The sequence below is a fragment of the Bacillus testis genome (assembly GCF_001243895.1).
GTDB classification, from domain to species: Bacteria; Bacillota; Bacilli; order Bacillales; family DSM-1321; genus Bacillus_AD; species Bacillus_AD testis.
On the sequence record NZ_LN851186.1, the window covers coordinates 1,921,817 to 1,934,531 of the forward strand.

General features: G+C 39.4%; 10 protein-coding genes and 1 riboswitch. Of the genes, 5 read left to right on the forward strand and 5 right to left on the reverse strand.

Translation table 11 applies throughout. The features are described from left to right. The first annotated feature begins 20 nt into the window (after positions 1–20). Complete coding sequence (locus BN1765_RS09825; RefSeq protein ID WP_050614955.1) at positions 21–1,004, forward strand: ring-cleaving dioxygenase; 984 nt, start codon at positions 21–23, stop codon at positions 1,002–1,004. Between the two features lie 254 nt (positions 1,005–1,258). Here the strand turns inward: BN1765_RS09825 and BN1765_RS20750 are convergent, their stop codons facing one another. Then, positions 1,259–1,366, reverse strand: a complete 108-nt coding sequence (locus tag BN1765_RS20750; protein WP_147554253.1) for a tyrosine-type recombinase/integrase — start codon at positions 1,364–1,366, stop codon at positions 1,259–1,261. Positions 1,367–1,896: 530 nt separating this feature from the next. Between BN1765_RS20750 and BN1765_RS09830 the strand changes: the two genes are divergently transcribed. The 4 genes from BN1765_RS09830 to BN1765_RS09845 all read left to right on the forward strand — a co-directional run bounded on the left by BN1765_RS09830 (position 1,897) and on the right by BN1765_RS09845 (position 7,887). Then, complete coding sequence (locus BN1765_RS09830; protein ID WP_050614956.1) at positions 1,897–2,232, forward strand: type II toxin-antitoxin system RelE/ParE family toxin; 336 nt, start codon at positions 1,897–1,899, stop codon at positions 2,230–2,232. Next, positions 2,225–3,322 (forward strand): ImmA/IrrE family metallo-endopeptidase, encoded by a 1,098-nt coding sequence (locus BN1765_RS09835; protein WP_050614957.1) that lies wholly within the window; start codon positions 2,225–2,227, stop codon positions 3,320–3,322. Before BN1765_RS09830 ends, BN1765_RS09835 begins: the two co-directional genes overlap by 8 nt. 965 nt (positions 3,323–4,287) lie before the next feature. Next, a riboswitch (purine riboswitch) is annotated at positions 4,288–4,389 on the forward strand. 151 nt (positions 4,390–4,540) lie between these two features. Further along, on the forward strand, positions 4,541–5,836 hold the full coding sequence (locus BN1765_RS09840; RefSeq protein ID WP_050614958.1) for an NCS2 family permease: 1,296 nt from the start codon (positions 4,541–4,543) through the stop codon (positions 5,834–5,836). 533 nt (positions 5,837–6,369) lie between these two features. Next, complete coding sequence (locus BN1765_RS09845) at positions 6,370–7,887, forward strand: malate:quinone oxidoreductase (protein WP_050614959.1); 1,518 nt, start codon at positions 6,370–6,372, stop codon at positions 7,885–7,887. A 577-nt stretch (positions 7,888–8,464) separates the two neighbouring features. On the opposite strand, the gene BN1765_RS09850 is transcribed toward BN1765_RS09845, so the two are convergent. From BN1765_RS09850 to BN1765_RS09870, 4 genes are all read right to left on the reverse strand, one after another. After that, entirely contained in the window at positions 8,465–8,785 is a 321-nt protein-coding gene (locus tag BN1765_RS09850) for a hypothetical protein (protein WP_050614960.1), read from the reverse strand. A gap of 23 nt (positions 8,786–8,808) precedes the next feature. Then, complete coding sequence (locus BN1765_RS09855; protein ID WP_050614961.1) at positions 8,809–9,123, reverse strand: hypothetical protein; 315 nt, start codon at positions 9,121–9,123, stop codon at positions 8,809–8,811. A gap of 53 nt (positions 9,124–9,176) precedes the next feature. After that, complete coding sequence (locus tag BN1765_RS09860; RefSeq protein ID WP_050614962.1) at positions 9,177–11,129, reverse strand: AMP-binding protein; 1,953 nt, start codon at positions 11,127–11,129, stop codon at positions 9,177–9,179. Positions 11,130–11,687: 558 nt separating this feature from the next. Next, a complete protein-coding gene (locus BN1765_RS09870; protein ID WP_050614964.1) occupies positions 11,688–12,566 on the reverse strand; it encodes a YihY/virulence factor BrkB family protein in 879 nt (292 codons plus the stop codon). Positions 12,567–12,715: the final 149 nt, after the last annotated feature.

Genomic DNA, 12,715 nt, shown 5'->3' on the forward strand with positions numbered 1-12,715 from the left:
TTGGCGGGAGGAATAAGAATATGAATCATTTAAGAGGAATACACCATGTGACGGCGATTACAAGTTCAGCGGAAAAAAACTATGCGTTTTTTACCTACGTATTAGGCATGCGCTTAGTGAAGAAAACAGTGAACCAGGATGATATCCAAACGTACCACCTGTTCTTCGCCGATGATAAAGGCAGCGCTGGAACAGATATGACATTTTTTGATTTCCCAAATATCCCGAAAGGAGTCCACGGAACGAATGAAATCGCCAAAACATCGTTCCGGGTGCCTTCAGATGCAGCGCTAGACTATTGGGTGAAACGTTTTAACCGCCTGGAAGTGGCACATACAGGCATAAAAGAACAATTCGGCAAGAAAACCCTTTCCTTTGTCGATTTTGACGATCAGCAGTATCAGTTGATTTCGGATGAACATAATCAAGGAGTAAAATCCGGTACGCCTTGGCAAAAAGGTCCGATTCCATTAGAATACGCCATCACAGGCCTCGGTCCCATTTTTGTCCGAATCGCCGATTTTCCGTACTTCAAGCAAATGCTTGAACAAGTCATGCTGCTTAAAGAAATAGCTAACGAAGGTTCGTTCCATTTGTTCGAAGTGGGAGAGGGCGGCAACGGAGCACAGGTCATCGTCGAGCATAATGATGTGTTTCCTGCGGCACGCCAAGGCTACGGCACGGTTCATCATGCCGCATTCCGTGTAGCGGACCGAGCAGTGCTCGATGAATGGACAGAAAGAATGGAGAGCTTCGGCTTCCATACTTCCGGCTATGTGAACCGCCATTTCTTCGAATCCTTATATGCCCGTGTCGCTCCGCAAATCCTGTTTGAATTCGCAACAGACGGCCCCGGCTTTATGGGCGACGAATCGTATGAAACAGTCGGAGAGAAACTATCATTGCCGCCATTCCTGGAACCGAACCGCGAGCAAATCGAAAAGCTGGTAAGACCGATTGATACGGTTAGAAGCACGATTGAATTTGAGAAAGAGTATGAGTGATTAGGAGGTTAAATGAGGTGCAGGCATGAGGGGGAGTTTGATTTTCTTAGGCCTGTCTTTTTGGTTGTTCTTTCTTTGACGGGGATGGGGTCGGAGGTTTGAATCCCTTACACAGCATACGAAATGATAAGCCTCAATCCTTTGGTAGACAAGGTATTGAGGCTTTTTTTGTTTATATATTTACCTCATGCTTTCACTATTGAATCGGCATTTGCTCACGCTATTCTTCTCCATGGTCACATGGAAGATATCGGCTACTTAATATGTGTCAGTGTTCTTTTTATATGAATGACTTCTCTGTTAAAATCTATATCATTCCACTTCAATCCGAATAGTTCTCCTTTCCGAATACCAGTGTAGATAACTTAAAGGAAGGTGATATAATGACGTTCCTTTTTGCATGCTTCTAGAAAAGAATGAATTTCCTCTGGGGCTCAAATCATCATTTCCACCTTTTTAACAGAAGGTGGATCTGCTTCTGCGACTGGGTTAAAGGAAAGCGTCTTCCATTTAACAGCCTGCTTAAATGCTTGGTTCAGCACTTGATGCCAAAAGTTAGATTTTCACCTCTAACTTTTGGGGGGCAGTATATTACAAGTACTTTTTTATTCTTTAGATATTGAAGGAATTTAGATTATAAAAGCTGAGTGTGAACGGAACCTGTATATTTGCTAAAATTGCAAGAAAATTCTTCTTTAGCTAAAATAATACAGAACTGTGTTAAAATATAGGTGGTTAAATTTAGCAATTACATGGGAATATTCACCTTGAACTTTTTTACATATGTTATTCATATTTGTTTACAAAACTTATATCTAACTGTAAAATAAAGGCATTAGAGATTTTTATTAACCGTTGGGGTGAATGATTTCCTGGAAACAGGAGAATACTAATGGATATTAAATTTAAAACCAATAAATTAAGAAAACAATTTGAACCAAGAGAAATGGTCAAAAAATGGGGTCCCCAAATAGCAAGGAAGCTGCAGACAAGAATGAATGAATTTAAAGGAGCAGAAAATCTAGCTGAAATTGCAACTTTGCCTGGACCGGCATGTCATCAATTAGGACAAAATAGAGATAACCAGTTTGCCGTGACTTTAAAAGAGCCCTACCGGTTAATATTTGAACCTTCTGATGATCCTCCTGCATTGAAAAAAGATGGAGGATACGATTGGGAACACATTAAAACCATTTTAATTATAGAGGTGGTTGATTATCATGACTGAACAAAATTTTGATTTTGAATATGAGTATATTATCCCCCCGGGTGAAACTCTATTGGAAACAATCGAGGCAAAAGGGATAACTCAAGCGGAATTATCCCAAAGAACTGGTAGGCCTATGAAAACAATAAATGGTATTATAAAAGGGACAATAGCGATTACACCTGAAACTGCGTTACAGTTTGAAAAAGTATTAGGTGTACCTGCACGTTTTTGGAATAATCTTGAAAGTAATTATAGAGAAGCATTAGCCAGGGAAAAAGAAAGAGAGAAACTTAAGGGAAATGAAAATTGGATTAAAGGTTTTCCAATTAATGAATTAAAAAAGAGAGGCTGGATTCAAGAGGCCAAAGATGATGTAGAACAACTTAGAGAGTTGTTGAAATTTTTTGGTGTAGCTACTATAGATGCATGGGAAAAAGTTTGGGAAGGCATAATTAAACCCGATGTAGCATTCAGAAAATCTGACAAAAGTAATCCAGGAGCAATAGCCGCTTGGATTCGAAAAGCTGAGATAGAAGCACAGAATATTGAGTGTAACCCATACGACGAAAGTGAATTTAAAAAGAAAATTGAAGAATGTAGGAAGTTAACAAACGAAAAAAATCCAGATGTTTTTGTACCTAAATTAATTGAACTATGTGCATCTGCAGGAGTTGTGGTCGTTTTTTTACAAGAGCTTCCTGGATGTAAAATTTCTGGTGCGACCAAATGGTTAAATTCAAATAAAGCAATGATTGCTTTAAGTCTAAGATATAAATCAAATGATCATCTATGGTTTACATTTTTTCATGAAGCGGGGCATATCCTTTTACATGGAAAGCGCAAAACTTTTATAGAAGGAATTGAAACCTTAGAGAATTATATAGAAAAGGAAAATGAAGCTAATACATTTTCCGCTAATATCATGATTCCCCAAAGAAGATATCAAAAATTCATTTCCTCACCTCAGATTACTAAAACAAGTGTTATGAAATTCGCAGAGGAAATAAATATCGCTCCAGGGATTGTTGTAGGTAGATTACAAAAAGAGCAACGTATTAAATATAGCTATTTCAACGATTTGAAACAATTTTATCAGTGGAAAAAATGAGCCTCTATATTTTTTAAGAGGCTCATTTTAAGATGTAATAACGCCACGAACCCTTGATTTATAAGGATTCGAAAGGGAAAGGTGAAATTCTAACTTTCATTTTAATAAGACCTAGAAATTAGGAATTAAAGGAGATTTTTCGTTAGTTCATTGAACTTGCGGGAGGTCTTTTCTTTTTTTTGTCATGTATGCGGGATATTCATGGTTGTATTTATGTCTGCATGGCACATTTTTTGGATTTCTTTAACATCTATGCCATCCTCTGTTAAAAAGATGTGTGAGTATGTCTAAAAGCTATAAGGTGGGAAGTATTTTTATACGCGTTTCATAATTCTCTGGAATTATATCATTTCGATTATCTAAGCGACCAAATACATCATCCGCATCGAACAGAGGAACACTGATTTTGGCTCCTTTTTTATTTGCTTCATGTTGTGCCATTACAAAAATATAGCCAACAAAGGGGCGCTCAGATTATAAACATATAAATAGCAAATAGTCCAACTGAAGGCGGTTACGAAGAACGAAGTGCAGAATTAGGCTTTTATCAATTTGTAGCCAAGCTACTTGGTGACGTAGTGTTTGCGGTTATCTTATTTTCTAATTTGTCCATTATAGTGATCATCAAAACGTTCAGCCGTTTTCTTTTCCTCAATGGTATGCGAATAAATGTCCAGCGTGATGCCGACACGTGCATGACCTAGCCACTCAGGTGAAAATAAAACCATTTGAAGCTGAACTTTCATCTAAAATAGTCGAGATTGTTCATTCAAACCGTCAAGTTTATGGTACGGGAAAAATGAAAGTGGCAATAAAAAAGGTAGGATGGACCGTATATATTTTTATGACTTTTGCGCCGAGTTGTTTTACTATCATTTTTTAAAATATTTTTATAAACAAACACTTCTTCCAATTTATATCATTGACATTTCAGATTGAGCTTGGTACAATCTTCCTAATGTTTTAAAAAAAGAATAGATATACCTTGTATAAATTCAAGAATACGGCTTGAAAGTTTCTACCAGCTACCAATAAATAGCTTGTCTACAAGGAATGGGAAATAAATGATATTTTTATTCCATTTTGTAGAAAAACTTTGGCCAAATAATGGTCAAAGTTTTTTTATTATCTAATGAGAAAATAAAAGGAATTAGTTGTAAAACTAATCTCAGAATCATTCCCTATCGATCTTTAATATGGCAAATAGGAGACTACAACATGAAGGACTTTTTTAAATTTGCAGAACGGAACACTTCCTATAAGCAAGAAACATTGGCAGGGATAACGACTTTTTTATCTATCGCATATATATTAGTCGTTAATCCGCTTATTCTAAGCCAATCCGGGATGGATAATGGGGCTGTATTCACTGCGACTGCACTTACTGCGATTATCGGATCGCTACTTATGGGTTTACTTGCTAACTACCCAATTGCAATTGCACCTAGTATGGGACTGAATTCATTCTTCACTTTTTCTGTATGTATTGGGATGGGAATCGAATGGCAAGTCGCTTTAACCGGTGTTTTCGTTGCAGGAATCATTTTTATGTTATTAAGTTTAATGAAAATCCGGGAGAAGATCATTAATATCATTCCGGTTGATTTAAAGCATGCAATCGCTGCTGGGATTGGATTTTTCATCACATTTATTGGGTTGAAAAATGGTGGAATTATTGTTGGCAATCCGGATACATTTGTTTCCATTGGTGATTTAACGTCACCTATGACCCTGTTGGCGATTATTGGCCTTGTTATTACAATTATTATGTTAGTACGTGGCATAAACGGCGGGATTTTCTACGGAATGATCATTACAACCATTGTTGGAATGATTTTCGGATTAATAGACGTTCCTTCATCGATTGTGGGACATATACCGAGCATTAAACCGACATTTGGCGTTGTATTTTCCCATTTAGATGAGATTTTCACACTGGAAATACTGACAGTTATCTTCACGTTTTTAATTGTTGCCTTCTTTGATACAGCTGGTGCATTAATTGCATTAACTAGTCAAGCAGGAATGATGAAAAATAATAAGATTCCAAATATCGGGAAAGGGTTACTTGCTGATTCTGCTGCTGGTGTAATTGGAGCTATTTTAGGGACATCGACACCGGCTACGAGTGTTGAATCTTCCGCTGGTATTGCTGTCGGAGGAAGAACAGGTTTTACGTCTGTCGTTATTGCAGCTTGTTTTGTGATTGCTTTGTTCTTTTCACCACTTGTTGCCGTTATTTCAGTGGAAGTTACATCAGCTGCATTAATTATTGTAGGTGCATTAATGGCAATGGAAATTAGTAAAATAAACTGGTCTAAGTTAGAAATTGTCATTCCATCCTTTTTAACCATTATTATGATGCCTCTTACTTCTAGTGTGGCAATCGGGATTGGATTAGGTTTTGTTTTTTATCCAATTTGTTTAGCGGCACAAAAGCGTTATAAAGAAGTTCATCCAATTATGTATGTGCTTTGTTTGTTATTCATTCTATACTTTGCTTTTATAGTGTAGGAAAGAGAATTAGTAGACTAGGAGAATACAGTTGCCGGTAGATAGAGAGCAATGTCTAGAAGAACATACATCATGAAAGAACGTAATGACCTTCATTCTCTTTGGGTAATTAAATTAATGGATTAAATCAAAAAGACATAGGTTAGTCCTGCTAATGCTGCACCCCAAAAGTTAGAGCTGAAAATCTAACTTTTGGGGTGTTTATTATTTATAAGCGACGGAAATAAAATCCGTCGTTTTTTCTATCTGAATATCAGAATAATGGAGCAACCTTTCATTGCTTTTGCATAATTATATAGTAAAAAACAGAGGGTTATAAGCAAACTTCGCCCTGTTTTCCAAATGTCAAATGAAATTTTATGTATTTTTAACAGTAAAAATTTTCAATCTGCAAATAATAGCGATATACTATAATTAGGTTACATTGATGCAGAGAAGGTGTGTGTGATCATATGTGTCCTGTTTAGCTACGGCCATAATGTGAGCGCCTCCATCTTTCTGCAAATTATCATAAGGGTATAAGGATGGGGAAAATGAGTAACAGACAAACTGGAACAGACGTAATCTTAATTGGCGCCGGTATCATGAGCGCGACTCTGGGGACAATCCTGAAAGAATTAGTACCTGATTGGAATATTACGGTATTCGAGAAACTCGATAAAGCAGGAGAGGAAAGTTCCAACGAATGGAACAATGCCGGTACTGGACATTCTGCATTATGCGAGCTTAACTACACCGTCGAAAAACCGGACGGATCTGTAGATATCAGCAAAGCGATTAAAATCAATGAGCAGTTTCAGCTTTCAAGACAATTCTGGTCTTACCTTGTGAAAAATAATCTAATTAGCAATCCTCACGACTTTATCATGCCATTGCCACATATGAGCTTGGTAATGGGAGAGAGTAATGTGGATTTTTTAAGAAAACGGTTTGAAGCGCTTTCGAAAAACCATCTTTTCGAGGGCATGGAATTTTCAGATGATCCAGCAAAACTGAAAGAATGGATTCCGCTCATTATGGAAGGCCGGAAATCAGATGATCCGATTGCTGCAACGAAAATAGATTCAGGAACGGATGTCAATTTCGGCGCTTTAACACGCATGTTATTTGACCATTTAGAGGATCGGCATGTCGATGTCAAATACGGGCATAATGTGGAGGATATTAAACGTACAAGCGATGGCCTTTGGGAAGTGAAAGTGCATAGTGACAGCGGTGTGCTTGAATATCATACAGCTAAATTCGTCTTCCTAGGCGGTGGCGGTGGAAGCCTGCCATTATTGCAGAAAACGGGTATTCCTGAAAGCAAGCATGTAGGCGGTTTCCCGGTCAGTGGATTATTCCTTGTTTGCAAGAATCCGGAAGTGGTAGAGCAGCATCATGCTAAGGTATACGGCAAAGCAGCGGTTGGTGCACCGCCAATGTCAGTTCCGCATCTAGATACCCGTTATATCGATCACAAAAAGACATTGTTGTTTGGGCCGTTTGCCGGTTTTTCTCCAAAATTCTTGAAAACAGGTTCGAATATGGACTTATTAGCTTCTGTAAAGCCGAATAATGTGTTTACCATGTTGGCTGCAGGCGCAAAAAACATGGCATTGACCAAATATCTTGTTCAACAGTTGATGTTATCGAAAGACCAACGAATCGAAGAGTTAAGAGAGTTTATCCCGGATGCCAAAAGCGAAGATTGGGATATCGTGGTGGCAGGCCAGCGTGTCCAAGTCATTAAAGATACAGAAGCAGGCGGTAAAGGAACGCTTCAGTTCGGTACAGAAGTAATCACAGGTGCTGAAGGTTCGATTGCTGCATTGCTTGGCGCTTCTCCGGGTGCATCTACAGCCGTTCACGTCATGCTGGAAGTCATTAATAAATGCTTCCCGCAATATATGAAAGAATGGGAACCGAAAATTAAAGAAATGATCCCTTCATATGGAGTGTCACTTGCAGAAAATCCAGAGCTTTTCCATGAAGTCCATTCTTCAACAGGTGAGGCGCTTGGTTTAAGTGATAACAAGCCTATGCAGACATCTGGACAAGGTATCTCGTGAAATATTAGAATTTTTAGAGATGAACAAATATATCGATTTGTATAATAAATCATATGAGATTGAATAATGTTTAAAAGGACTTCCGTTTAATTAGGAAGTCCTTTTTGTAAAAAAGGGGGCTGTCCAAAAAAAGCCGTAGACTTTTTGGACAGTCCCCGTTGATTTTATTCTCAGTAAAAGTCTAAAGCATCAATTCTACGGTAATCAACGGATAGGATTTCTCCAGTGTATTAAGGAATCCTAAATTGGCTTGTACTATGGCACAATTCTGATAGATTTGAGGGATTTAGAAGAATGGGAAGACGATATGGTTGATATGGCGCCTTTTGAAAGAGAGAGTTACGGGCATAGAGAATGATAGTGATAGACTACAAGTTAAAAGTGGCTATGCTCGTTTTGTTTAAACTGAGCCATCCGTTTCTAATAGGTAGCCTGATTTGGATGTTTAGTGGAGTTGTTTCAATCATGTAAAACTTTGATAGGTGGGGTTCATCTTGTGTTTAGGTTTTTATTTGTTATAAAGAAAAAAGACAGCCTTAGACTGTCTTATAATAGATTTTTATGAAATACCAGGGGACTATGAAGCCTTTTTTCGTTTGCTGAACATCCCGGATGCCAGCAGAAAGATTCCAATGGCGAGGCAAAGGAATAACACAATTAGGCTTGCCATGCCTGCTTCTTTATATTTATAGGAATTGTAAAGTACTCTCATATAAAGTTGGTGTACAGCAAACGACAAGATCGGTGAACCAAGCAAAATCATGGCTACGCCGGAAAGAAGCCTTTTTTTCTTCTGTTTGGCGATCGGATAGGCCAGTGCATAATACACGGTTCCCATCAGGAATAAAAGGAATAGTGTTAGGCCGGCCATAAACGATAACAGTCCGAAAGCTGCCATACTGCATAACCTCCTTTGTTTTCCTATATATACGGTTCCGTCTCTTTAAACAGACGGTTATTCCTTTTGTCCATGAATAATCCGGCAAGAATCATCATGATCCCTGTCACACTACATGAAAGCCAGCCTATATAGGCTCCTCCAATCCCTGCAAAGCCATCATCGTACAGAATAATAAAAGCAAATCCTGTGAGGATGCCTATATAGAAAGGCAGTAAAACGGTCGTTGCAACTCCTATAAGCAGCATTATTTTTCTTTTGCGTACCGTTTTTGTTTTGAAAGCGGTATACAGGGCGATGATTGATAGCCCAGCTAGCAGCACGATATAAAGTGCCATTTTTCCACCTCCTGCTGTACCCATTCATTTAAATCTTGATCCATTCTATGCTTTTATTCATTATGTGCCATGGATGTAGCCAATTGGGCAATCTCCTCTACTGCTTCTGGATTTTCAAGGGCGGATAGATCTCCTGAAGGTTGATGAAGGAACACGGATTTAATAATCCGGCGCATGACTTTTCCATTCCTTGTTTTGGGTAATTGAGTGACAAAGAAAAGAGCGGACGGCTTTAGCGCTTTTCCGAGTGAAGCTTCGATGGCAAGAGTCAGTTCTTCTTTTAGTTGTTCCGTAGGCGAAACGTGGTGAAGGACGATAAAGCAAACTGGTGTTTCACCTTTGACGGGGTGCGGGATGCCGATGCAAGCACTTTCTGTCACGCTGGGATGATTAACAAGGACAGACTCCATCTCAGCAGGGCCTAATCGTTTTCCAGCTACATTTAAGATATCATCCGAGCGGCCGGTAATCGTCCAAAAACCTTCATCGTCACAGGTGACCCAATCCCCATGGACCCATGTGTTCGGGAAGACATTCCAGTAAGCATCCTCATAACGGCTGTTTTCTTTCCAAAATCCGGAAGTCATGCCGACCCAAGGTTGTTTGATCACTAATTCGCCGACTTCGTTTCGGACAGAGTGGCCCGACGCGTCAAATACATCCACATCCATTCCGGGAAGCGGTGAATTAAAGGTAATGGGGGTGATTGGCCTTAACATTACATTGCCGAGAATACCGCCTGAAATTTCGGTCCCTCCGGAATAATTGATGATCGGTGTTTTGTTTTTACATATATGCTTGTATAACCACATCCAAGGATCGGGATTCCATGGTTCGCCTGTTGAACCGATTGCTTTTAAGGAGGTTAAATCGTGATGTTGGATAATATCCGTTCCGTGAGGCATGAGTGAACGGATAAGAGTAGGAGAAATGCCGAGCTGTGTGACGCGGTGTTCGTCGCAGATGCTCCATAGGCGGTCGGCGGACGGATAATCAGGGACACCTTCAAACAGGACAATCGCAGCCCCATTGACCAAGCCCCCAAATAACATAAATGGCCCCATCATCCAGCCCATGTCGCTGTACCAGAAGAAGGTATCGCCTTCGCTGACATCCATGCAAAGCGCCGCATCCAACGCCGCTTTAACTGGAAACCCGCTATGCGTGTGGACAGCTCCTTTTGGTTTGCCTGTTGTGCCGGATGTATACAGGATCATTAAGGGATCATTCGCCTTCATCACTGCAGTCGCAACAGGGGAGGGGTTTTCAGGGAACATGTGCCATGCAATATCATACTCGGTAGATGCGGCTGAATCCATTTCTTCGCTGTTTGCCACAATGATCTTCTTGATGGTGGGGCACATGGCAACGGCACGGTTTGCTTCCGTTTTCATGTCGATTTTTTTGCCGCGCCGTTTATAAGAGGAAGCCGTAATCAGATAGCTTGCCTGTGCCGCTTGAATCCGTGTGGCGACCGCTTCTGCCCCATAGCCGGAGAAGACTGGCGAAAAAATGCAGCCAATCTTGGCTAAAGCAAGCATGGAAATGGCTGTTTCCGGAATCATCGGCATATAGATGGTGGCAATATCGCCTTTATGCATGCCCAGATTTAAAAATGCGCTGGCTGCTTGATCTACTTCCTTATTAAGCTCGGAAAATGTATATCTTTTACTTGATCCGTCATCGCCTTCCCAAATCAAGGCCGTCTTTCCTGAGGCAACGGGATGATCCGCCCATTTCGTCAGTGCGTTTGTAATGATATTCATCTCTCCGCCATCAAACCAAACGGGATATTTCCAGTCCACGTTCGCTTTTAAAACGCTTTCATAATTTTTGCTCCATTGCAGGCCGAGGAAGTGGTCTGCTTCCTTCCAAAACCAATCAATATCCATGATGGATTGATTATAAAAAGAATCGTAATCCACAAAGCCCAATTGCTGCATCCAATTATAGAGGCGGGTTTTTTGGCACTTTTCATCTGGAAACCAAACAGCGTCTTTATTCATATAATCCCTTCCTTTTTATGTATTTTATTTTTTATCAGTATATCATACAGATTATGGAAAAGGAGCGGGAGATCGCAACTTCAGGTCTTGGCGTCCAATCACTTCATTACAAAATAAAGAAATCTGTTGCCGTTAAGTGTATTGTTCTCGGCAAGGGGTTATTGATTTATCTTGTAAATAACATATAATGGAAATTAATTGTGCTTGAACTTAAGGCGTGATATTGGGATATTCAGTTTTTTATTTGTGGGATGCTCATCAATGATTTCAAATAAAGGGGGGATGTAATAATGGGTTTTTGGTACTTTTTAATCTTATTTTTAGGATTGTTTTTCATTTTTAAAGGTTTATATCCGAAAAAGGCTTCGTTAAAAAAAAGTTGGTTTTATCATCGTTGGAATAATATGTATCTCAATCTCTATTTTTATGTTTACACCAGGAAGTGCGGAAGTCATTTCAGCTTTATTGAACTTGAATGAAAAATAAAGGCAGTGTTCATAAATGGTTTAACTAATAAAAGGCGGGGGAAATGAAAACCCCCGCCGATTAAACTTCCTTTTAAGATTCTGTTGAATACATTGTTTGATTATAATGGGTAGTGGTAGAGTCTTTCTTCGATTTAAGCACTTTATGCTTGAATAGCAGCGCATTGATTTCTCCGCCGACAACAAATACAAGGCCTGTCAAGTACAGCCAAAGCATCAATACGATAAAACCTCCCAAACTGCCATAGGTAGAGGAATAGTTGCCAAAATGGGAAACATAAAATGAAAATCCTAGAGAAATGATCAACCAAACCACTGTAGCGATAGCCGCGCCGGGGATGACATGCTTGAAAGGGTAGCGTTTATCCGGCGCAACAAAATATAGAATCGATAGAATGGCGGCCATAACAACTACAGCGACGGTATATCGTACTATACTGAATATCAGTTTCGTTTCAGGAGATAAGTCTATGATTTTGCTTAAAGCATCAATAAGGACATTCCCGAATACGGGCAGAACTAGAACCACTATAATGGCAAAGATAAAACCGAATGTCAATCCGATTGAAATCAATCGTGAAACGATGAAGTTTCTTGATTCTTTTACTTCGAACGCGATATTGGAGCTGTGAATGAAGGCATTCATTCCATTGCTTGCCGACCAAATGGTGCCCAGAATCCCGAAAGTCAATAAACCGCCATTCCGGGTCTCGATAATATCTAAGATTGTTGTTTTAAGCATGGAAGTAGTCTCTCCAGGCAGAAGTTTTTCCATAGCAGAGATGACTTGGTCTGTGGAAAGGTTTAGATAGGGAATAATAGATAAGAGCAGGATCATCATTGGGAATAACGACAATGTATAATAATAGGATTGTTCGGCTGCCAGCCCAGTAGCCCTATCCTCCTTTGTTTTTTTGCTTAATTCTTTAACGAATATTTTTACTTTATTCATCTTTATTTTCACACCTTTCGTCTTTTTTGCTGTTCCGGTTTTTTAATGGGAGTGCATGATATGAATAGGAAGAGAGCAACCAGATCATGCCGGTTGTAAGTCTAATTCCCGAAAAAATGGAGGGATAATCTACTGTGGGTAGAATTTCT